Origin of the sequence: Ihubacter sp. rT4E-8, assembly GCF_049852125.1 — a bacterium.
GTDB lineage: Bacteria > Bacillota > Clostridia > Peptostreptococcales > Anaerovoracaceae > Senimuribacter.
The window spans coordinates 404033-424723 of sequence record NZ_CP187532.1 but is presented as its reverse complement, the minus strand read 5'-3'; the positions used below and the strand labels follow the sequence as shown (position 1 = coordinate 424723).

The 20691-nt window shown below is 40.6% G+C and carries 39 protein-coding genes and 1 other RNA gene; 6 read left to right on the top strand and 34 right to left on the bottom strand.

The features are described 5' to 3' along the window. Positions 1-14: 14 nt before the first annotated feature. The 33 genes from ACPW7J_RS02160 to ACPW7J_RS02000 all read right to left on the bottom strand — a co-directional run bounded on the left by ACPW7J_RS02160 (position 15) and on the right by ACPW7J_RS02000 (position 16525). Complete coding sequence (locus ACPW7J_RS02160) at positions 15-1277, bottom strand: PBSX family phage terminase large subunit (protein WP_425756226.1); 1263 nt, start codon at positions 1275-1277, stop codon at positions 15-17. Continuing rightward, on the bottom strand, positions 1274-1477 hold the full coding sequence (locus ACPW7J_RS02155; protein ID WP_425756224.1) for a hypothetical protein: 204 nt from the start codon (positions 1475-1477) through the stop codon (positions 1274-1276). The genes ACPW7J_RS02160 and ACPW7J_RS02155 overlap by 4 nt, the downstream gene beginning before the upstream one ends. Next, positions 1474-1815, bottom strand: coding sequence for a hypothetical protein (locus ACPW7J_RS02150; RefSeq protein WP_425756222.1), 342 nt, complete (start codon positions 1813-1815; stop codon positions 1474-1476). The genes ACPW7J_RS02155 and ACPW7J_RS02150 overlap by 4 nt, the downstream gene beginning before the upstream one ends. Further along, positions 1812-2258: a terminase small subunit gene (locus tag ACPW7J_RS02145; RefSeq protein WP_425756220.1), complete on the bottom strand. Its 447-nt coding sequence runs from the start codon at positions 2256-2258 to the stop codon at positions 1812-1814. Before ACPW7J_RS02145 ends, ACPW7J_RS02150 begins: the two co-directional genes overlap by 4 nt. 250 nt (positions 2259-2508) lie before the next feature. After that, complete coding sequence (locus tag ACPW7J_RS02140) at positions 2509-2808, bottom strand: hypothetical protein (protein WP_425756219.1); 300 nt, start codon at positions 2806-2808, stop codon at positions 2509-2511. A 154-nt stretch (positions 2809-2962) separates the two neighbouring features. Continuing rightward, positions 2963-3160 carry a hypothetical protein gene (locus ACPW7J_RS02135; RefSeq protein WP_425756217.1) on the bottom strand — a complete coding sequence of 66 codons (198 nt, stop codon included), beginning with the start codon at positions 3158-3160 and terminating at the stop codon, positions 2963-2965. Further along, positions 3157-3546 (bottom strand): hypothetical protein, encoded by a 390-nt coding sequence (locus tag ACPW7J_RS02130; RefSeq protein ID WP_425756216.1) that lies wholly within the window; start codon positions 3544-3546, stop codon positions 3157-3159. Before ACPW7J_RS02130 ends, ACPW7J_RS02135 begins: the two co-directional genes overlap by 4 nt. Further along, positions 3543-3956 carry a DNA cytosine methyltransferase gene (locus ACPW7J_RS02125; protein WP_425756214.1) on the bottom strand — a complete coding sequence of 138 codons (414 nt, stop codon included), beginning with the start codon at positions 3954-3956 and terminating at the stop codon, positions 3543-3545. Before ACPW7J_RS02125 ends, ACPW7J_RS02130 begins: the two co-directional genes overlap by 4 nt. Positions 3957-3958: 2 nt before the next feature. Then, positions 3959-4249, bottom strand: a complete 291-nt coding sequence (locus tag ACPW7J_RS02120) for a hypothetical protein (protein ID WP_425756212.1) — start codon at positions 4247-4249, stop codon at positions 3959-3961. Next, positions 4203-4673, bottom strand: coding sequence for a hypothetical protein (locus tag ACPW7J_RS02115; RefSeq protein ID WP_425756210.1), 471 nt, complete (start codon positions 4671-4673; stop codon positions 4203-4205). The genes ACPW7J_RS02120 and ACPW7J_RS02115 overlap by 47 nt, the downstream gene beginning before the upstream one ends. Next, positions 4633-5184: a replicative helicase loader/inhibitor gene (locus tag ACPW7J_RS02110; protein WP_425756208.1), complete on the bottom strand. Its 552-nt coding sequence runs from the start codon at positions 5182-5184 to the stop codon at positions 4633-4635. Before ACPW7J_RS02110 ends, ACPW7J_RS02115 begins: the two co-directional genes overlap by 41 nt. Then, positions 5177-5707 carry a hypothetical protein gene (locus tag ACPW7J_RS02105; protein WP_425756206.1) on the bottom strand — a complete coding sequence of 177 codons (531 nt, stop codon included), beginning with the start codon at positions 5705-5707 and terminating at the stop codon, positions 5177-5179. Before ACPW7J_RS02105 ends, ACPW7J_RS02110 begins: the two co-directional genes overlap by 8 nt. Continuing rightward, complete coding sequence (locus ACPW7J_RS02100; RefSeq protein WP_425756204.1) at positions 5700-6527, bottom strand: replisome organizer; 828 nt, start codon at positions 6525-6527, stop codon at positions 5700-5702. The genes ACPW7J_RS02105 and ACPW7J_RS02100 overlap by 8 nt, the downstream gene beginning before the upstream one ends. Then, positions 6520-6750, bottom strand: coding sequence for a hypothetical protein (locus ACPW7J_RS02095; RefSeq protein WP_425756202.1), 231 nt, complete (start codon positions 6748-6750; stop codon positions 6520-6522). The genes ACPW7J_RS02100 and ACPW7J_RS02095 overlap by 8 nt, the downstream gene beginning before the upstream one ends. Before the next feature lie 6 nt (positions 6751-6756). Further along, on the bottom strand, positions 6757-7074 hold the full coding sequence (locus ACPW7J_RS02090) for a hypothetical protein (RefSeq protein ID WP_425756200.1): 318 nt from the start codon (positions 7072-7074) through the stop codon (positions 6757-6759). Continuing rightward, the gene (locus tag ACPW7J_RS02085) at positions 7064-7507 is read right to left on the bottom strand and encodes a RusA family crossover junction endodeoxyribonuclease (RefSeq protein ID WP_425756199.1); all 444 of its coding nucleotides are present in this window, start codon (positions 7505-7507) and stop codon (positions 7064-7066) included. The genes ACPW7J_RS02090 and ACPW7J_RS02085 overlap by 11 nt, the downstream gene beginning before the upstream one ends. Before the next feature lie 3 nt (positions 7508-7510). Beyond that, positions 7511-7912 carry a hypothetical protein gene (locus ACPW7J_RS02080; protein WP_425756197.1) on the bottom strand — a complete coding sequence of 134 codons (402 nt, stop codon included), beginning with the start codon at positions 7910-7912 and terminating at the stop codon, positions 7511-7513. Between the two features lie 29 nt (positions 7913-7941). After that, positions 7942-8211, bottom strand: coding sequence for a hypothetical protein (locus ACPW7J_RS02075; RefSeq protein ID WP_425756195.1), 270 nt, complete (start codon positions 8209-8211; stop codon positions 7942-7944). 11 nt (positions 8212-8222) lie between these two features. Further along, positions 8223-8630 carry a single-stranded DNA-binding protein gene (locus tag ACPW7J_RS02070; protein WP_425756193.1) on the bottom strand — a complete coding sequence of 136 codons (408 nt, stop codon included), beginning with the start codon at positions 8628-8630 and terminating at the stop codon, positions 8223-8225. Positions 8631-8745: 115 nt separating this feature from the next. Further along, complete coding sequence (locus ACPW7J_RS02065; RefSeq protein ID WP_425756191.1) at positions 8746-9459, bottom strand: hypothetical protein; 714 nt, start codon at positions 9457-9459, stop codon at positions 8746-8748. A gap of 9 nt (positions 9460-9468) precedes the next feature. Next, entirely contained in the window at positions 9469-9831 is a 363-nt protein-coding gene (locus ACPW7J_RS02060) for a hypothetical protein (protein WP_425756189.1), read from the bottom strand. Between the two features lie 17 nt (positions 9832-9848). Next, a complete protein-coding gene (locus tag ACPW7J_RS02055; protein WP_425756187.1) occupies positions 9849-10142 on the bottom strand; it encodes a hypothetical protein in 294 nt (97 codons plus the stop codon). Continuing rightward, entirely contained in the window at positions 10135-10473 is a 339-nt protein-coding gene (locus tag ACPW7J_RS02050) for a hypothetical protein (RefSeq protein ID WP_425756186.1), read from the bottom strand. Before ACPW7J_RS02050 ends, ACPW7J_RS02055 begins: the two co-directional genes overlap by 8 nt. 3 nt (positions 10474-10476) lie before the next feature. Further along, the gene (locus ACPW7J_RS02045) at positions 10477-11343 is read right to left on the bottom strand and encodes a recombinase RecT (RefSeq protein ID WP_425756184.1); all 867 of its coding nucleotides are present in this window, start codon (positions 11341-11343) and stop codon (positions 10477-10479) included. Positions 11344-11355: 12 nt separating this feature from the next. Beyond that, positions 11356-12201, bottom strand: a complete 846-nt coding sequence (locus ACPW7J_RS02040) for a DUF1351 domain-containing protein (RefSeq protein WP_425756182.1) — start codon at positions 12199-12201, stop codon at positions 11356-11358. Positions 12202-12217: 16 nt separating this feature from the next. Beyond that, a complete protein-coding gene (locus ACPW7J_RS02035) occupies positions 12218-12865 on the bottom strand; it encodes a lambda-exonuclease family protein (protein ID WP_425756180.1) in 648 nt (215 codons plus the stop codon). Then, the gene (locus ACPW7J_RS02030; protein WP_425756179.1) at positions 12858-13778 is read right to left on the bottom strand and encodes a DNA-methyltransferase; all 921 of its coding nucleotides are present in this window, start codon (positions 13776-13778) and stop codon (positions 12858-12860) included. The genes ACPW7J_RS02035 and ACPW7J_RS02030 overlap by 8 nt, the downstream gene beginning before the upstream one ends. A 2-nt stretch (positions 13779-13780) precedes the next feature. Further along, on the bottom strand, positions 13781-15154 hold the full coding sequence (locus tag ACPW7J_RS02025) for a helicase-related protein (protein WP_425756177.1): 1374 nt from the start codon (positions 15152-15154) through the stop codon (positions 13781-13783). Continuing rightward, complete coding sequence (locus ACPW7J_RS02020) at positions 15144-15533, bottom strand: glucosaminidase domain-containing protein (protein ID WP_425756175.1); 390 nt, start codon at positions 15531-15533, stop codon at positions 15144-15146. Before ACPW7J_RS02020 ends, ACPW7J_RS02025 begins: the two co-directional genes overlap by 11 nt. A 130-nt stretch (positions 15534-15663) precedes the next feature. Further along, positions 15664-15861: a helix-turn-helix domain-containing protein gene (locus tag ACPW7J_RS02015; protein WP_425756173.1), complete on the bottom strand. Its 198-nt coding sequence runs from the start codon at positions 15859-15861 to the stop codon at positions 15664-15666. A 10-nt stretch (positions 15862-15871) separates the two neighbouring features. Further along, on the bottom strand, positions 15872-16033 hold the full coding sequence (locus tag ACPW7J_RS02010) for a hypothetical protein (RefSeq protein WP_425756172.1): 162 nt from the start codon (positions 16031-16033) through the stop codon (positions 15872-15874). Positions 16034-16125: 92 nt separating this feature from the next. Further along, positions 16126-16320, bottom strand: a complete 195-nt coding sequence (locus ACPW7J_RS02005) for a hypothetical protein (protein WP_425756170.1) — start codon at positions 16318-16320, stop codon at positions 16126-16128. A gap of 19 nt (positions 16321-16339) precedes the next feature. Then, on the bottom strand, positions 16340-16525 hold the full coding sequence (locus ACPW7J_RS02000; protein WP_425756168.1) for a helix-turn-helix domain-containing protein: 186 nt from the start codon (positions 16523-16525) through the stop codon (positions 16340-16342). A gap of 231 nt (positions 16526-16756) precedes the next feature. Between ACPW7J_RS02000 and ACPW7J_RS01995 the strand changes: the two genes are divergently transcribed. The 6 genes from ACPW7J_RS01995 (at position 16757) to ACPW7J_RS01970 (ending at position 20249) form a co-directional block, all read left to right on the top strand. Then, positions 16757-17158, top strand: coding sequence for a helix-turn-helix domain-containing protein (locus ACPW7J_RS01995; protein WP_425756166.1), 402 nt, complete (start codon positions 16757-16759; stop codon positions 17156-17158). A gap of 19 nt (positions 17159-17177) precedes the next feature. After that, complete coding sequence (locus ACPW7J_RS01990) at positions 17178-17603, top strand: ImmA/IrrE family metallo-endopeptidase (RefSeq protein WP_425756164.1); 426 nt, start codon at positions 17178-17180, stop codon at positions 17601-17603. 14 nt (positions 17604-17617) lie between these two features. Then, complete coding sequence (locus ACPW7J_RS01985; protein WP_425756163.1) at positions 17618-18142, top strand: hypothetical protein; 525 nt, start codon at positions 17618-17620, stop codon at positions 18140-18142. Positions 18143-18162: 20 nt separating this feature from the next. Then, a complete protein-coding gene (locus tag ACPW7J_RS01980; RefSeq protein ID WP_425756161.1) occupies positions 18163-18363 on the top strand; it encodes a hypothetical protein in 201 nt (66 codons plus the stop codon). A 92-nt stretch (positions 18364-18455) separates the two neighbouring features. Continuing rightward, complete coding sequence (locus ACPW7J_RS01975) at positions 18456-18830, top strand: PH domain-containing protein (protein ID WP_425756159.1); 375 nt, start codon at positions 18456-18458, stop codon at positions 18828-18830. A 189-nt stretch (positions 18831-19019) separates the two neighbouring features. Beyond that, entirely contained in the window at positions 19020-20249 is a 1230-nt protein-coding gene (locus ACPW7J_RS01970) for a tyrosine-type recombinase/integrase (protein WP_425756157.1), read from the top strand. Between the two features lie 25 nt (positions 20250-20274). Here the strand turns inward: ACPW7J_RS01970 and ssrA are convergent. Next, positions 20275-20634, bottom strand: a transfer-messenger RNA (tmRNA) gene (gene ssrA / locus ACPW7J_RS01965). Positions 20635-20691: the final 57 nt, after the last annotated feature.

Genomic DNA, 20691 nt, shown 5'->3' with positions numbered 1-20691 from the left:
TTTTCACCTCTCAATTATACCAACCACCGCTTTTTCTTGCGCCATCCTTCTACGCCATACCTCAATGCAGCCATCGCATCATCTTGGAATGGTACTGGCTCATCAAGATATTCACCTGTGCGATCATCTTTCTTCCATTTCCACTGTTGCAGCTCTGCTATCGTAAAAGTGGAATGCGGATGCACGTAAATCTTACGTTTAAGGACTTTATCCTTAGAAACAACACCTTTCAGCCAGTCAATTTGCGCCGTCTGGTATTTCTTTTCAGACTGTTCCTTTTCGACTGCTGATGCTCTAAAGCCCGCCTTTTTCCACATCTTGATTCTGTCTGGCTCTGCTGAATCACACCACATAACCCTATTTTTAGGGAATCCTTTTTCAATCGCAATGGGTATAATCTCAGCTGTTTCTTTCTCGTAAACATATATCTCGTCGAGAATGTAGATGTTATCATCTTTGAAACCTAACAGAAGAAGCGCATTAGCATGATTGAACCCAAAGTCTTGCCCAATGGCTACATCATCATAATCATTCAAGTTCTGGCTAATATCTTTGATTTCCCAGTTGTGTAGAATTAAGCCCCCAACTTCTCCCCATTCTCCCAGTCCATAGATTTGATAACCGTCTGGATCAACTTCTTTCCGTCGTTCCATTCTGCGCAAATACGCATCATCTATGAATCTATTCATCAAATAGGTGGAATGATGTGTCAGAACGTCAGGATCTTGCCTGTCAAAGAAATTCTTTTTAATCCAGTGATTCTTGTTCACTGGGTTGAATGTCATTCTGATTTGGTAGAACTGACCTGATGGAAGTTCACCTCTCAATCGGTCATCTATAATTTCAAAATCTGCCTGCGTCAGTTCAGTTGCTTCTTCTACCCAAACATCCGTCAATTTACCTTTCTGAAATGTAATAGATTTCAGCTTTTCTCGCTGTTTATCATCATTCATTCCTCTGAAGATTATCTGATTTCCGTTCGCTCTGCATGTAAGAGTAAGTGGGCTTAGCTTTATATTCCAATACTTTTCCGCCTTATCTCCAAACATTCGGTATATAGCCCCTGTCAGTTCTGCATAAGTGCTATCCCTGTTTGTGATATCTGATTTTCTTATGCACACCAGATTCCTGCCCTTGTCCTGCATCAGCCGCAATATGTAATTCTGGGCAGTATCAACACTTTTTCCTGAGCCAGCAGATCCTTTCATCACGATATATCGAAGCTGTGACTGGTTCACCTCTTTGAAGCATGGATTTGCCTGAATCTTGATGTTCATTCAAAATCCACTCCTTCATCCAGCCGCCTACAGTTTCTTTGCTTGCATCTATGCGTTGCCATCAACCCTGCCGTCAGGACACCCTGATGATATTTGCAGTATGCGACAGGATAAAATGTCCAATTCTCATCAATGCATTTGTACATGTATTCCGTGCGCCTGTCATGCGATGTCCGATATCGTCTCTTTTTCTTCTTCACAAAGCATCAGCCTCCCTGAATGCCTGAAAAATCTTAGGTGACTGAATGGCAAACCAATCGACCATTTCCTCATTTTGCGACCATGCACCAAAATTATTATTGCAGCAGCCCTCAAGACCACTTTCAAACAAAAAAGCATGAATCACTTCATGCCTCACAACCTGTTTTGTATAGTATTCAAGATTAAGCTTACTGCCCTTTTCTGGCTGGATATCTTCAACTACTATCAGCTTTGCTGATGTATCTGTGTAGCCGTCATTATCGTCAAGGTTTGTATCCTCTTCCTTTTTTCTGAAATCAATCGTATATTCCGTTCCGAGTATGTTAACTGTCTTCATTTTTTTGTGTCTCCGTAATCTATTGTAATATTCAGTTCCATGTCAGCATCAAGATCCAGCTTGTCAGTATAAATGCCATATCGCTTGCCCAGTAATTCTGCTGCTTTTAAGCGTTCCTTCTCCGATGGTTCTTTCATCATAGTTCTTGCTTCACTGCATCCATCGCCCACGCCTTCTACCACGATTTCTGTTGACCGACTCTCACCCCGCAACACTGCTGTCAGGTACTTCAGAACTTCATCTTGATCCGCAATCAGACTTTTTTCCTTCTCTTCCATTCTGTTTTTAATGTATTCTCTAATGTCATGTTTAGTCATATTCTTTTGACCTACTTGTTTTGCAGATCTTTTGGAATACCCTGCTCTTATCGCTGCCTGAGTAGCATTAAGATCAATCAGATATTCATCACAGAATCGCTGTTGTTTCGCTGTTAATTTCGCCATGCTCTGCTCCTTTCTATAGAATTAAAACACCCACACTGATTCGCTAATTAACAGTGTGGGTAATTGGAGGACAAACGGATGAAAGAAGATTCCGTTTTCACAGCATATATCATAGCACGGTTTTCGTAACAATGTTATACAACTTTATACAATCCTATACAAAAAAGTCAAAAAAGTTACAAAGATATACAATTGTTTGCATTTTAGTACAAAAGAAAAAGCCCCTCAGGGCTTAATCTCTACTATTGCACTACCTCAAACCGTCTATTGCTTTATTGCACATCGCTGCTACCTGTATTGCTTCTTGTGCTACCTCAATTGCATGAACCCTAATCATTGCAAGTTCCACCTTCGTGTCACTATCATTTCTGACTTTGTACCAAAACTCTTTCAGGTTTTCTTTTAAGTAGATTAATGCCTGCTCCGTTTCTTCTACCTCTTCCAGAATAACAGCGTAGGCTTCATGATTGCTGTGAAACATTGGATGCTGCTTATTTGCTTCTTCCAGTTCCTTTTTTACCAGTCTGTTGATCTCGTTTATTTCTGTCACTTTTCCTACTCCTTATCTTTATCATCATTTATTTTTATTAATGCAGGTATTAACAGTGCCCATAGACACCATGCGCTACCAGTTTCCATCATTCCTACAATCGTCGCTGCCGCCGTTGATATCCATGCGGCTGCGTATGCTAAATAAATCATATTTATTTAGCCTTTCCGTCCATGATTGCCCCACAATTTGGGCAAACAGGAAATAACTGCTCACCCTTAAACCAATAGCCATGCTTGCGCTCTGGTTCTTGAAGAGCAGCATATGCTATTTCTAATGCCTTTAGCTGTATTGGCGTTGGATTCCCCTTGTACATTCGCTTTATAATGTCTTTAGCTTCTTCTCTAGTCATTTCTGTTCACCTGCCCATTGTTCAGCTATTGCTTCCGCTTTGTTCAAAAACACAATTTCTCCAAAATCGTTAAAATTAAATTGCTGCATACTTCCATTTTTGTGTAGTACGTTCACAAAACCTCCACCAAAATCAGCGCTTTCGTTGATTCCGATAAAGCAGACTGTGTACGGATATGGTGCATTCTTTTCTTGCATATAATGACCTTGCATCCTCCTGTTTGTATAAACGGTATCTCCAATTTTGCAAGGTAATTCTGCTTCTTGTAGCGCTTTGATAACTACCGCCGTCGGGCAGTTTTCGCAATGCCTTAGTTCTGGTTTCCATTCGCAGCAATGCTTGCAGATGTTTTCTTTATAATGTTTGAGCGTTTCTTCTCTAGTCATTCGTTTTCTCCTTTCAATTTATCCAGCAGTCGCATCCATTCCTCTTTGTCGAAGGCATCACCGTAGTACGATGGCTGCTCAATGTCTGTAATCATGATTTTCTTGCACTTATCTGACAGCTTTGGAATCTCGGAGATAATGTACCTTGTCACTATCCCAACCATGTAGCTTCTTCTGCCTAGTGCGTACCATTCTCCATTTCTATACTCCTCCTTTAAAATTTCTTTTTGCCGTTGTTTGAGTGGCAGTGTAGCTAAATAACTTCGCTGGTCTTCTGTCAGCAAGTGCATTGATGTGTAGCTTGCAACTGCAAATTTATCAAATTCACAAAACCCAACGCATTCATGTCCGGCCAGTTCTAAACCACGTCTGAATCCACCGACACCAGCGAAGAAATCAATAAATTTCACTTTTATCTCCTTTCTACTGCATCAAGTAATTCCTTCACGTCAATGCCTGTCATTTCTTTGGTTTCTCTTATTAATCCGCCGACTGTATTTGTTATTCCCACTTCGCCCATAAGGGCAATATACGCTTCCACAAATTCTGCTAGCTGTTCATCTTCCCAGTTGTACACGGTCTTTAGAGTCCTTACCATTACCGCCAGATTTAAGTAATTAGTTGTTTTTACTATCTCAAACGGTGTTTTGGTAGGTCTATGTGGTTTGGGGTTCTTCTTTTTCTTTGCTCTCGGTATACTCATGTTCAGCCTTTTCCCTTTCTTTTATGATTTTTTGGAGATTCGCCAAAGCCCTGCCATGAACCGTTGTCACCCATGAATACGACTTTCCCATTATGTCAGCAATTTCAGTGAAATCTTTGTACTGCACATAAACTTTGTGAAGAACATCATATTCCGATGTTTCAAGCTGTTCTATTGATGCTATAACCTCTTTTCTGGTAAGAATCAGATCTGATAAAGCATTATCAATGTCCTGCTCAATCGAAACGTATCTACATACTGCATCAGCCATTTTCTGTTTATTTCCCGATGACTGCACTCTTTCTGCCTCTGAATATGTACAAATGTTTTGAGCGACAGCTTTCCAATGCTCTGCTTCAGCCGTTTTATTGGCAATCATCGTATCAATCTTGCGGATCTGCCGCAGATATTCTTTTGCATTCATAGTCCAGTTGGTTTCCTTTCTGAATCTGCTCGATTCGCTGTTGTAAAAGATCAGGAATTAGCGCATTCTTCTGTTTCCTCTCTGACAGTTGCTCAAATACCATTCTGAAATTTGCCCTATCTGCCTTATTGATGTTCTCTGATTTGCACAGTTCCATGTAACCAATTCGATTTACCACTTCGGCTGTCATTTCGTCCATGCTCGCCAGTGCTGCAGCTAGGTTATAGCTGCCATATTTTCTAATCGCCTTTATAACCTGCTCCCAGCCATCAGACCAAAGCGCTGCATCGCCGTTCATAACATTGACAGACATTTCTCTGATATCTGCGATAGTGGGTGCCCATCTGCTGGTAACTACCCACTTATCAAATGCTGCGCTGGCAACCTCATATGGTATGTCCTTCAAATTCCTGTACCATAATTCCATTGCCTGATTGTTCGGGAACAGCTTCTCATTGGCGTATGCTGTCTTAATGGCAGCTGCAAGCAGACCAAATTCTTGCTTATTCATGCCCGATCAATCCCTTCAAGAGTCCTTCATACATGCCTTTGTAAACTTCAAGCTGGGCTTTGGTTCGTTCCAGTTCGATATTATCACCGCTAGGAATTTCTTTTACTACTTCCACTTCTTTGACAACCTCTTTTTCGATGACCTGCTGGCCAATGCCAAGTGATTCTGCAACTGCATTCATAGTTTCAACATATTCTTCAGCTGTAAGTTTTCGGATAAAGTTTGTTAAGTATTTATCATAGCTGTATTGCAGCTTTGCACTGCTTCCATGCATTATTCCTTTGCAGTTCACATGGATATCGCAGTATCCATTATCTTCACTTTGAAGCACTATAACTGTGCAAATGCTCCCGTGATCTGATAGAATAATCACTTCCCCTATTGTTCCACTTGAAAATTCACATTCCCATATTTCTCCTACTCTGCTCATTAATTTTCCCTCTCTTTCAATATTCCTAAGCGCTTCATAAGCTGTTCTATCCAGTAAATGTGTTGATCCCTTGATAAAATCAACTCTATTCATTCTCACCACCTGCCCATTCTGCCATCATTCGGTAAGAATCCTCCAGCATTTCAGCCGCTTTGCTTTTTCTACTCGCATCACTGCGATTGTCATAGTTACCGTCAAGAATCTTCGCCAAGTTAGCATCCTTGATAATCCAGTCAAAGTTTGCCTGCCAGTTTCGGTTATTCTTCCCCTTTAAAAAGTCGCTGTCTTCAGCTTTTCTGAATGCTTCCCGCAAATCATCTTCCGAATAGGTATTAAGCCTTGCTTTAATCGTTTTTTTCCTTGCTTCGGATAAGGATCTGACAGCTGGAAGAGATGGGCAAAGGGTATTATAGGCATCTTTGATGCCGTTATAGTCTACCCTACCCTTACCTATACTTACCTCTCCTATACTACCCTTACCTATACTATCCTGTGTTGCCATTTGGTTGTCATCTGGTTGCCAAGTGGTTGCCATTTGGTTGTCATGTGTAGAATCCGTTAGAATTTCAACGGATTCAGTATAACTCCCATTCCCCTTTAACACCAATAATGACAGTTCCTCTTGGTACTGCGTTGGATTATATCTGTCTTTTCTCAGGAGATTATGCATCCGCCAATGTTTGACAACAACAACACCACTTTCAAACGCCAGAATGAACCGTTTAGCAATTAACAGCTTAAGATCATCGTCCGATGCTCCTATCATGCGTTGTATTTTTTTAGGATTATTCACAAAGCCATCATCATCAGCCCTCATATTTAGGTGAAAGTAAAGTGCTTGTGTAGTAAGCGGCATGTCCAAGAATGCGTCAGAATCGATGATTTTTTGTGTAAACATCCTGCGCTCAGCCATGATGTTCCTCCACGAACTCACCCAACACAATAAGCCATAATTCAGCTGGGATACATGACATGCGTTCCATTGCCTCTGATACATCTTTTAATGTTAAAAGTTTATTTTCATCGACTTTCTGCTTTGGCTCAAATCGATTTGTATAGTTATGACTACAAACACAACAAGGGTATTTGTCTGCTCTCACCATCTCAAATCTGCAATTTTCACAAGATTTTTCCATAATAACCTATCTCCTTCCGTATTCTCTGAATTCTTCTTGTCGATCCGCCCTAAATTCACTTACTTCGCTTGTTGCTGCCAATTCTGGATATAATAGCTGTGCTTTTCGTCTGCATCTTCCGACTGTTTCCATCGATGGAAGTCCCCACTTGCTCATGTAGCGCAGCACATCAGCAAATGGAAAACCGCAAATGTTGCATCCAACTTCTTCTCCGCAGCGTTTTGTCACCTCAATGTAAAGCAAGTTATCGCTGCTTCTGGTTTCTGGTTTTTCCTCAAGAATTTCCTTTACCAAATCCGTTGTAGTTTTTAAATCATTTCTCATCTTTACCACCTTTCAAATTCACATTTACACATGGATTTCCGTTTGTATAAACCTTGCAAACGGTTAAACTAATGATTTGTGTATCATCTCCATATGCCACTCCGTTCAAAGCATCACAAATTACTTTTGCGATATTATCTGCATCAGGTTTTTTTGTCGGGAACAGTTTACCTCCAGCAATTCTTTCCCGATCTTTTTTGGATGTACTTTTGGGAATCTCAAAACATGCGATTATGGTCATTTTGATCGGCTCTTTCTCAAACCATCGTTCTGATGGATTTGACTGTTCTAAGAAACACTGTTTTATGTAATTCTCATAAAGTACGGTTTTTTCAGGTGTCACGCTTTGACTTCTTCCTAGCTTTGGGTTGTAAAAGGTTCTCGCCCTCGCCTTTCCCTGTGGCTTTCCGTAGATTGTAAAATTCATTGTCATACCTCATTTCATTTCACTTAGAATGGCTTCTACATCGATTTTTCCAACCTCTGCCAGCGTTATTTCTGCCTGAATGTCTCCATAACTCACACCCCTGCGCCCAGCCTCTGCACATTTTTCCACTATCTGACTCTTATGTTTCTTTGGCTTTTTTGCTGGTTCTGGCTTTTTATTGCAAGTTTTTTCACGATTTAATTCATTCAATCGCCGAGTTATGAAGGCATTTCTGCATTGATTGCTGCAAGTGACACCTTGACGATATTTCTTTGCAACATATTCGTTTCCACAAATAACACAAGTTCGTATTTCCGTAACTGTATTACGCCGTTCACGTTGATATTCTCTGGCATGGATTTTTCTGCAATCGGGGCAATATAAAGCGTTCCTATTTGCCTCAAATTCCATGCCGCATCGTTTGCATTCCGATATGCGACTCATAATACCACTTCCTTTGCCAACTTCTTGATTATGTGACGCATATCAGATTCCGCTGATTTCATATCTGCAAGCAGGTGTTTCATTGATTCAGCATCAGATCCACGCATTCTACGCATCGCAAAGCTTTCCGCCAAATGTTCAAAGTCCTGATGATAGCCAGTAACTACTCTGCTTGCATCTTCGCCTTTCTTGGTGGTGTACATTTCCTCAACCCATAGATTCATATTGTCGGATTTCAGAATGTAATTTCCACATTCAATATTCATGCCCTGCCTCCTTAGAATGGAACATCTTCATCAATCGCCTGGAATTCTGGGAAAGACTCATCTGCTTCCTGCGGATCATAGTTCTGTCCGCCTTCTTCACGTTTTGGAAATTCCAAGAATTTAACTCTGTTCGCAATTACATCCGTCGTGTAGACTATCACACCGTCTTTATTCTGATAGCTTCCAGTCTGAATTCGTCCTTGAATTCCAACCAGCCTGCCCTTTGTCAGGTACTTTTCGCAGTTTTCCGCCTGCTTACCGAAAACGATAATCCGTGGAAAATCCGTCTGTTTCTCTCCCCCTGCTTTTACAGGTCTATCAACAGCAATTGAAAATGTTGCAACTGCCATCTGAGTATTTGCCGTATACCTAACTTCTGGGTCACGTGTAAGTCTCCCTATTAAAACCACACTGTTCATATGCTCTTTATCTCCTTTTGTAAGTTTTTTAGAAAGTCATACAGCGACTTTAATAGCAAAATCGACTACTTGTTTGATGTACTCGTAAAAATCGCTGTACGACTTCGAAAAAGTTTTATGCAATCACTGTAAACTTTGGATTATTTTTCAGATGCTCTGCAAGGTAATTCTTGATGTTCTGCATAGCTTCAATTTTCCACGCACCGCCATCCGCTTCATAAATGGCACATTCTATACCTCGGCCTTCTCGCATTCTGAAAATAAATTCAGATTCTGGCTGCTCCACCTCTAAAAATGTTCTATATGGTTTCAACTTAACAGGATTCGGGATAAGTGCCTCACCTTTTGAAGCTATACCTGTTTTGATGGTTGCTTTCTGTGTTACTCCATCATCACCGTATAGCGCCACTGTGCCAGCCTCTACCGTTCCTGCAAATCTTAACAAATCTTCACGATCTGCATTTGCAATAAACTTTGACTGCAAAGCAATGCAGAAAGATTCCTGATCCATGAAACTGTCAAAGTAGAAGTGCGGGAGAAGCGCATTTACTGTCATCAAATACTCCCTATCCCGATTGATATCCAGCCTTGAGTAAAGTTTTACAGTAGTAGGGCTTGTAACTTCTACAATCATCTTGCTGTCCATTTCATCAGTTTCTGACATGATATAATCAATCAGACCTGTGAGTGTGCTTACATTCAGTTCTACCGCCTTTGGCATATATGGCTCAATTCTATGTAACGGCTTATCAGAATAGCTATCACCCTCAATTAGATGCAAGTTCGCATCTCCTAATCCAACGATATACTTTAATGCTTCTTTAATCATGCTTTTCACCTATTTAACCTTTCTGAAGTCTAAAACTTCGCCTGTCTGCATATCAACATCTTCGCCAAATTCAAGCTGACCTTTCAGCTTATTTCCGTATTCTTCAGCAATAATTTTTCCTGTTCGCAGATCCTTTCCAACGGCAAACTGTGTTGTAAGTTCGCCCTGTGCAGCCAACTTTTCAGTTACTTTGATTGATGTCATAACATTATCTCTAGCTTCGTTTTGCTCAAATGCCATTTTAATCACAATTTCACGTTTTGCCTTGTAGGGCGTATTCACGTCCTGCAGGTTTTCCATCACTCTATCGAATGAATTCTGGAACTTCTCCTGTAAAGCGCCCCCGACCATTTCTTTTAAATCAACTTTCATGTTTTCACCTTGCCTTTCTATAAATAAGATCTTCCAAAGATTCTTCTAAACTCTTCACGGCTTCCATAATGGGATTCAAAATATTCTTGTGCCATTTTCTTCAGGTAATCATCAACCTGCTGCCGATAATGCGGATTGACCCTTGCACCATTCGGATGAAGATCATAGCGCAGCGGCACAACAAAACCGTATTCTTCAGATTTGCCACGGTAGCATCCGCCGAAGATATGATGCCTTTCAACATATGGGCTGCCTGTTAAAATGCAGTTGTCCATATTGTCCGTGAATACACTTGTTAATCTTTTAACCATTTGACGGATTCCCCCATTCCCGTTGAATCTGGCTTTCAATTAACCGCAACTGTAGCTTGATACTGTTAATTGCTTCTTGGTTCGCCTTATATACCGCTTCGGCAACATCTCTGGCATATCTTGCTTCGGCAACCGCAGGAATCCCATAGCAGGTTTTATCAATCATGCCAATCGCCATGCCATCCTCTCGCAGCTTTAAGCACTCCTGCCGAAGTAAAATTTTGTAATCCCTCTCCGCCTGCGCATACGCTGTGCCATTCTGCCGCAGAATCCTGATGCTGGTCTCAAGATCTCTGGTTTTCTGTTGCAACTCATTGTAAAGTTCATACATGGGTTAATCTCCAAACAACGCCTGTTGCACATCTTGCCTTGAATCATTTGGCTCAGGTTCAAAGACTTCTGCATCCGCTTCAACTATGTGTTCATTTTCAAACCCTGCATTATCCACATAGTCCTTCGTGCCGTCCATATTGATGACCGCCATGTCACCGTCAATCGCCATCTGCATTTCAATGGACATGATGCCCCACTTGCTAATCAGCTGCCGCAACATGGTCTTGTATGCCATTCCATCGAAATCTTTTGACCAGAATGTCCATCTTGTATTTTTGCGCTTGTCAGCGGCATAGCCTTGAGAATATTTCAATGCGTGGGCTTCCATCTTCTTCTTTGACCAGTACATGGCCTTTTTAAAGCCGTTGGTATATTCAAACATGGCATAATACCCAATAGTTTCTGCCGATTCCCTGACATCTTCCTCCTCAATCAGATGCACCTCAATTTCTTCATTGAGTGGATCAAATCTGACCAGTTCTCCTTCTTTGATTGCCAGCACATTCAGCTTCTTGTACTGTCCCGATCTGATTGCCAGCTGAATATATCCCTTATATCCAAGCTGAAATTGCGCCACCTTACCCTTCTTGTTATCGTTATATGGCACAAGATAATACTGGCCAAGCTGTGGTGATGGTGACAGCTTTAGGGATTCTCCCAACATTGCGGCAGATAGGATAGAACCGTTGCTGCATTCCTGCAGAGCTGGATTTGCCGTAGTAGCCGACACAATCGCACTGATGAAACGCTGTCCATCCTTGCCACCAATCACTTCATTGATCTTGTTCTTCACGGCATCCTGTGACAGGTATGCTGATAACGTCAGGCGTTGCTGCCCTCTATTTGTTAAGCTATTATTCACTTGCATTCTTTCCACCGCCTATCCTATCTGTATCATTCTGAAATCAATTGACTTTTGATTGAAAAATGCCCTTAGTTCCTTAGCATCTTCGACTGACAGCAACGCTTCAAATCCAATCCACTGTTTGGCAGGTACTTCCACATTAACCGTTCCTATAGGGTGTTCTGCACCGTCTGGTGTCTCTGCGTTGACAACAACACTAACCTGCTGCGTGCCAGCTTCTTCCTGTAACCGCTTTCTTTCTGCTGCGGCTTCTTCCTTACGTTTCTGAATGTCTACCAATCGCTGCCCTTCTGAGATTGCCCTGTTCAAATCAAGATTCTGTTTATAGGTTTTGATGGCTTCAAAACTGAACTCTGGCAAATTATTAAGCGTTTCTAAATCAGTCTTGATGTTATCGACCCTTTCATCAATGGCTTCGATGACTTTCTTCATGGCAAATGATGCGTTTAACCATCTCGGATCACTGATTTGCTCAAAGCTCAGCCAATCAAATTCGTTTCTGCCATCGAAGTATGCAAGAATTGATTCAAGTTTTGCCTGCTTCTGCTTTTCTTCGTAAGATTTCACCTGAGAATCAATCAGCTGCACTGGCTCTTTAATGATTGTAACCAGTTCTTTCATCTGTTTTTCAAATTCTTCATAAGGCTGCAAGCACCGTTTCTTCTCTCTTTTTCGTGCATCTTCTATTGCGGTCACTAATTTATTCAGATCCGCTTTCGCTGCTTTAGCATCTTTGATGGTATCATCAGTAAATACCATGTTTCGGTAAATTGCCGCCTTTGATGTTATTTCTTCCTTCAATTCATCGAAGTTGAATTCGATTACTTTAGGAAATTCAATTTCTTTAATTCTTAATTCCATTATCTTTCTCTCTTTCTCATATTTCAGGCAGGATTAGTGCAGGCTGCTTTCTTCGCTGCACATGATCCCAAAATTCCTTTTCTTTGCGTACTAGGTACTTAATATCTTCTTCAACCGATGATCTCTCTACTGCATAATGCAAGATCTCCGCCTTGATTTCTCCGCTATAGTCCGACTTAAGCTGAGCCTTCAAGATAGCAAAATCAAAGTCTGTGACCATCAGATAGTGAAGAAGCTGAATATAATAGTTGTCTGGAATCCTGTTTTTCCATTTCTCCCTCTGCGAATTACGCATAATGTTAGTGGTCTTGATTTCAAGGATTCCTTTTCTACCTTGCTGATCCGTCAGCCAACCATCCAGCGATGCATGCGCCCAAGGGTATTTATCGTTAAGCCACATGTTATTATCCATATAATCCACCTGATACTCTGGAAAATCCAACGCAAACAGATTGCGTAGCATTGGTTCAGCTTCGTGCCCGTACTTTACATATGGTTTTTCCGAGATATCCTCAACCACCGTCATGCCTGTCTTTTCCATCCACAGGGTTACGTTATTCTTCCAAGGGTTTAAACCCAGAGCCGTTGCGGCATCGCTTCCGCCGATTCTTTGTCGGTTTTCCAGCCATTCATCATGGCTGTTTAGGATTATCATTTCAACCATTGGATTGCTCCCTCAGAAAGTCCTCTATGCTGATTTGTCCAACCGAACAATCCATCTTATCAGCTACAGCTGCGATTTCAAGGTTCGCTTTCGCCTGATTATAGTAGCTTTCCTTAAGTTCAAAGCCAATTCCACGTCTGCCCATCGTTACCGCCACATAAGGACTGCTTCCAATTCCTGCAAATGGATCAAGTACGATATCACCCTTGTTTGTCCAAAGCTCAATGCAACGCTGGATTACTTCAAGTTGCAAAGGGCAGATATGCTTTTCATCTTTTTCACCTCTTGCAGATTTACGCTGTAGCGTGTCTGACTGTCTTATGTCCATCCATACAGGGGAAGCGTAATTCTGCCAAACATCTACAGGGAAATCTTCAAATGTGTGGCTTACTTTTTCTGGATTCTCTCCATCTTTACGCATCGTTACAATGTAATCTGGGATTCCCTGCCTATTCATCGTGCTGTCTTTTCGGATCTGCTTATGTAAAAGCCCTAGTGCCTTGGTCCGTTGCATCTCTGTAACAGGATTTTTCCATATTGTAACTTTGCTGTGATAGATAAAGCCACAATCCTCAAACACCTGCCTTACAAGTGCAGGAAAATCTTTCAGTCCAATCACTCCATCCCTTGATTTCATCATTGGAAGATCCATGCAATGAAAACTTAAAAGCCTGCCTGGCATCGTCACTCTATACAGTTCCTTTGCCAGAAATTTGAAATGCTCATAGAATTCATCATCGCCCTTGCTGTTTCCCATGTCCCTGTCACTATTGGAATAGGTGTACAGACTCGCAAACGGCGGGCTAAAGATGGTATAGTGAATGCTGTTATCTGGAATCTGCTTAATCAGTTCGCAGCAGTCACCGTGATACATTGCATATTGTTCTGCAATGGTCTGGTCTATTACATTCATTATCATGCTCCTTTCTTAAACTCTTCCCAAATTGGTAAAACCATCGGCTTTGCTGGTTCATATGGTGTGCTAAGCCTGCAAGTCTGCTTCAATTCCTTTTTAGTAATTTCCTTGGTTAATTCGGTCATTTCACGCTGCATACGCAAGAAATCGGTTTGTTTGCGCTGAATGTTATCCTTTACGCAGCCTTCTTTTGCAGAAATGATGATGCAGACATTTACTTCTTCAGTCTGTCCGAAACGCCAGCACCGACGCAGCGCCTGATAAAACTGTTCATAGCTATCTGACAGTCCCGTAAAGATCATGTTGTGACAGTTCTGCCAGTTCATGCCGAAGCCTGCTATCTTTGGCTTTGTGACAAGGCATTTGATTTTGCTTTCAGAGAAATCCATCATAGCCTTGCTTTTGTGGCTATTCTTGTCACTGCCCTGAACTTCTACAGAGCCATCTATCAAATCATGCAGCATATGGCTTTCATCGTTCAAATCACACCATACAAGCCACTGCTCATCTGAGCCATTCACGATATCTGCCGCCATCTGGCACCTATCCAGCAAGCTATCCTTTCTCGCCTGCCGTCTCTCTGTCAAAGTCAAACTTTCAGTTGATGGTTCATCACCATCAACAATAATTTCAGTAATGTTCATCGGCGGAAGATCGTACCCTGCGACTTCATATCCAAGATTCTTCGGATTGTCCACAAACACGCTCCAACTTGCCATCCACTGCCAAAACACATCTTCTGCATGCCCTTTCAATCTCCATTTCGATGTCTCGCCGCCATCATGGACAAAGAACATTGATAACATCTCTGCCCTTGTCATCACTCCGCAGAATTCAGAATGGTTTCCCAGTTCCATGTAATCATTAGGTGCTGGGGTTGCTGTACAAGCTAACTTATATGGCACATTCTCAAAATTATCTATGATTGACGTTCTCAGCTTTCCTGTGAACGATTTCAAAATGCTGCTTTCATCAAGCACAACCCCACTGAATTCATTAGCAACAAACTTATCCAGTTTCTCATAGTTCGTGATGTTAATTCCGTCTGTCACATCAGATTGACTTTCGCAAATTGTCACATCATAGCCGAACAGTTCTCCCTCATGCTTTGTTTGGACAGTTACCGATAGCGGAGCAACAATCAAAACCTTTCCTGTGGCATGTAAATGTACCTGCCATGCCCATTCCAGTTGCATCAGGGTTTTTCCTAAACCGCAATCTGCAAATATGCAAGATCTTCCTTTTGCCAGCGCCCATCTGACAATATCCTTTTGAAATTCGTACATCTTCGGGTTTAAGCTTTCCTTGTCAATATCAAAGCCGCAGCTTTCAAGTACGAATCTTTTATTTCTTAGAAATTCTTCATAGTTCAAAGTTTTCTCCTTTCATCAGCCCTCTGACTGCTTCCGCCCACGCCTCAGCATTGGATGGGCAGTACTTTTGACTAATTCTTTCTGGCGTATCAAACCCTATGGAAAAGTAATTTTTCGCCAGATTCGCCACAAAGGCATCTACGCCATCTTCCAGCGACTTGTAGGTAATGGGAACCTCGTTGATACTCATGCCACCAACGTTGTTGCACTCTGCAAACGCTCTGCTGGTAAAGTTTCCCGTTTCCAACCTTGCTATCGCAAGCGGGATAGCAGGATCAATTCCGTAATATTCACAGGCTACAATAATCATTCCTTCTGCACTGCCTGTACAGTTCGGACTTACTCCCTCGGCTACTTCAAATCGCTGTTCAAGCCTCACCTTATCCACTTCCACTGGAACTGGGGCAGGCTCATCCTTTCAAATGGCTGCCACGCTGCAAATTGCTACGTAAGTAACCGCTAAGAGAAACAACGTAAGTCCTATGATTGCCAGCTGAATCTTTCCACGTTCATTGAGTCTGTACTTTTTCATTTCTCACCTTTTGCCTTTCCAAATAGCTGATGACATCTTTTTCAGCAAATCGCCTTAAATGTCCAACTTTAGCGGGGACTAAATCCCCCCTAATCTGCAACCTGTAAAGGGTTGTATTAGATATCTTCAGCATGGCTAAAACCTCTGCCGCTGAATAATACTTTTCAAGTGCCATTGCTTTCCTCCTACAGCGAATTCAAGTAATCGTCTTCGCTTGCATACTCTTCGACTGTGTATGATCCCATCGAATCATCCTTGAATGCTTCTGCGAACTCAACCGCATCCACATATTTTCCAGCTTCAAGATACTTTGCTGTGCCGTCTTCGTAAGTTATTACAAAAAACATTGAATTCCGCCTTTCTCTTTGATAAAATATTGTTGAATGTTTTTCAGGTCACCTGACCTGTTGCCCATGTTTGCCGCATGGGCTTTTTTCTTTTAAATCTCGCTTTCTTCAATCACGGTAACCGCCAGGGCTTTCCGCAGAAGAAAGTCTGTGATGCGCTGCTTTGCAATACCAGTTTCATCGCTGATTGCTTCCAGCTGATCATTTACATCCTTGGAAATCCAGATTGATCCACCTGTCTTTCCAATCGGCTTCCCTGTTGATTTATGGATTATAATTTTTTCCATTGTTCTTCTCCTCTTGCCTTTAATCTTCCAGAAAGTAACTGATTGGTACATTGAAGTACTCTGCTAAAATTTTCAAAGTATTAGCTGCGGGCATAGATTCTTTCCATTTACAAATTGATGATGGAGACAAGCCCATATCTTTTTCTGCTCTGTAAATGGAAATTCCTTTTTTCTCACAAAGCGCTTCCACCTTTTCAAAAACCATTAAATCCCTCCTCACATGAAATTTATCGTTTGGTATTGACAATTACATGAAAATGTTCTATCATATGGGTATAGAAATAGCTGAAAATTTTCATACACCTATCTAACAGGTTGCCGCCTGTGATAGACTATTTTCATGTGTTTTGCCTTACACACACATGATACATGATAATTTTCTAGTTGTCAATAGTTTTTGCATGATTTTTTTCATGCAAAAGAAAGGAGTAATAAATTGACACTAGTAGAAAAGATTCGTACTTTAGCAAATCAAAGGAATATGAGCCTACCACAACTTGAAATAGAACTTGGACTAGGCAACGGTACTATCAGTAGATGGAGAACATCATCTCCTAATACCGATAAATTAAGAAAAATCGCTGATTATTTTGATGTATCAATGGATGATTTATTAGGGCGTACAGTTACATTAACATCTAAAGATGAAAAAGACATTGCCAAACGGCTTGAACAAACCCTTGCAGATTTAGAACAGGGGCAGGACGGCTTAATGTTTTCAGGTGAACCACTAGATGAGGCTACTAAAGAATTATTAAAAGTTAGCCTAGAAAACAGCATCCGAATCGCCAAGATTAACGCAAAGGAAAAGTTTACCCCGAAAAAATACAGAAAATAGGCATAAAGGACGTGGGACTTTGGATATTAAGAAAAGCGTAGATTATTACATAAAGAAAGTAGGATCACGTAATCCATTTGAGATTGCTGATGCACTAAATATCATCGTTATCTTTGAGGAATTGGGAAGCATTAACGGATATTACAATAAGCAGCTGCGCATGAAGCAAATACACATCAACCACAACCTCGAAGACAACGAAAGATTATTTACTGCTGCACATGAATTAGGACATGCTATATTGCACCCTGATACAAATACACCGTTCCTTCGGAGTTACACTTACTTTTCAATTGATAAATTAGAAAATGAAGCAAACAAATTTGCGATTGAACTTCTAATTCCTGATGTGGAATTTCAAGAATATGCAAAAGACTTTACGATGGAACAGATTTCAAGAATTTATGGTTATCACGAAAGTTTATTAGCACTAAAAATGAAGTAGAGGGGTAAATTGCAATGGGATTTTTTAGCAAACTATTTGATAGTAATTCTGAAATGATTGAATGGCAAAACCTTGTCATGAATGTAAACTATGATAAATTGAAATTCAGTAGATCACAGTTGGAGACTGCAACAATTCAGTTAGTTCAAGACAGTATGCGAATTTTTGATGATTCTGCAAACATCATCAATTCCACCGTGGATCCTGACACATTCTTTTCAAGGCTAAATCTTGCTCAAGACAAAATGGTTCTACTTACAAGAGTTGAACCATTTATGGAAAAAATTAAGGCTATAACATTGTCGACTCCAATTGGAGAATTATCAAATGAGTTCTTCAGGAATAAGCAACAGTATATTGCATCTTTTCTCCGAAGAAGTGTTGAAAAAACTGAACAAAAATCAGCTACCATGAAAACAGATAAAGGCAAAATGAATCAATACATAAAATTGAAGGAAAACCTTGAACCTTACCGAGAACTTCTTAGTAGTGAAAATCAGACATACCTAGATTCTATTTTTGAAAATAATATAAAATGACTTAATGAAAGGATTGCCATATGAAAATCGGAATAAGAAAGCCTAGCATAAAGAAGTCACTCAAAGCACGTACAACAGGAAAAGCCAAACGTGCTGTAAAGAGTGCCATCAATCCACTATACGGCAAGAAAGGCGTAGGATTTGTAAAAGATCCTGTCAAGTCAGTAAAAAACAGTGTTTACCATAAAACCACAGTTGGTGTTAAGGATATACTTAAATGATTATTAGCTGCTGAAAAAAAACGCTTTCTGAGCGTTTTATGGCAAGATTTGTCGAATAAATTACTGCAATTTTCACAGAAAGGAAAAAAGAAATGATTGATTTTAAGAATGGAACCGTTTTCAAACTGAAGAAAGCAAAAGGATTCGATCACGAAAAAGACATTCGACCGTTATTTATCGCTGGTGAAGAGTTTATTTCAGAATACACGGGTATTCGTGACTACGTAATCTTCACAACCAAAAGAATGATTGCGGTGAATGTTCAGGGTATGACGGGCAAGAAAAAAGATTTTACATCACTTCCTTACAGCAAAATACAAGCATTTTCAGTTGAAACTGCAGGTGTCCTTGATATGGATAGTGAACTTGAGATGTATTTCTCTGGACTCGGAAAGGTCAAACTTGAATTCTCTGGTGCAAATGATATCGTAGAAATAGGCAAACTGATCTCAGAAAGAGTCCTGTAATCCACTTAACTAAACAAATAAAAATGCCCCAGTTGGAGCTAGGGCATTGATGACCGCTCAGCAGTCATTCGCTAATTAGGCTGCATGATACAACCAAAAAACTACAATCACATTGTATCATTGCAGCCCTTAAAAATCAATATAGTTAGGGCTATTTTTTGTACCCAAAAATAAGAAAGGAATGATACAATGGCAAGTTTTAAACACAGAAAAAATGGGAAAGTGCAGATCTGCATTACAAGAGGCACAAAGTTTGACGGTTCCCCTTGTCGCTACTACAGGGAAGTGGATTATGTGTCGGAAAAGAAACTAAAAGAAGACGCAGCTTTGTTTTTAGCCGATATCATTAGCGGCAAGGTGGCAAACAGCGACTCCACAACGCTAGATGCTCTATTTAAAGACTTTATGAGAAATAACGGTGGTATCAATACAGAATTAAAGATATCAACTGTAAGAAGATATGAAACTTTGTACAAGAATCAAATCCAATCTGCTTTCGGTAATAAACAGATTGGAAAAATCACAAAATTGCAGGTCAGAAATTGGGTTAAAGACTTATCAGAGAACGGAAAGAATTTACAAAATGGAAACCCATTGGCTCCAAAGACCATTAAAAGTGCTTTATCTTTATTAAGCACTCTATACAAGTATGCTATTGAGGATTTAGATCTATTAGAAAAGAATCCTTGCGACCATGTAAAAGTTCCAAAGGCAACGAAGAAGTACAGAATTCAAAAGGACTTCTACAAAGATCATGAAATAGCCGACATGATATCACTGCTTTTAAAAGAAAAAAGTATTGAGGCAAGCAAATGCCATGCAACTGCTGTGCTTCTTATTCTCTTTACAGGTCTTCGCATTGGAGAAGTCATGGGTCTTATGTGGAAAGATATCGATTTAAAAGACAACACTATCAGCATTAACAGGATCCGAACCCTTGTCCCCGCCATCGGAGTAGTCGAGGACACACCAAAAACGGAAGGCTCTACAAGAATCATAACAGCACCATCTTTTGTTATGGACATGCTTGCAGAACTGCAAGAACTACAAAAAAGAAATATGCGTATCATGCAGGAAGATTATAAAGATAGCGGCTATGTATTTACAACTGCTGAAGGTTCTCCACAATATCCTAGGAACACTTATGGCTGGTTTAAACGCTTTTTAAATAAGTATGACTTAAGAGATACCACTCTTCATGACTTAAGACACACTCATGCAGCTATATTATCTTCTATCGGCGTGCAGATCGTAGACGTATCCAAAAGATTAGGGCATACCAATACAAGAATCACACAAGAAATCTATGAATATTATTTCAGAAGTTCTGATAAAGGTGTGTCAGATAAATTAGAGCAATTTTATGAAGATATCACAAATTGTAGTCAAAATGTAGTCAAAGAAAAATCCAACGCCTAGAGACGTTGGATTTTCAATATTTTTCTGGTGGAGATGAGGAGAATCGAACTCCTGTCCGAAAGCATTTCCACAGGATTTTCTCCGAGCGCAGCTGATGATTTAGATTTCGCCCTTCTGACCGCCCATCAGCAAGCTGACAGAAGCGCTATTCCGTAAGTCCCTTACGATACCGGAAGCTCTCGCAAGGTTTTCCTGTATAGTCGATGCCAGATTTCCAGCCTACAGGTAAACCGGAGCTGACACGCGCGCTGCGTTAATTAAGCAGCTAATGCGAAATTGTTATTCTTTTTAGCGTTTATATTTAAACGGCCACTTTTAACGTAGACTTGGCGACTACGGCTCGCTTATCCGGCTTCTACACCCCCGTCGAAACCTTTACACCCCCAAATTTATATATTCATTTTACAGCATTGACGTGACGTTTGCAACTGGCAAATACCGA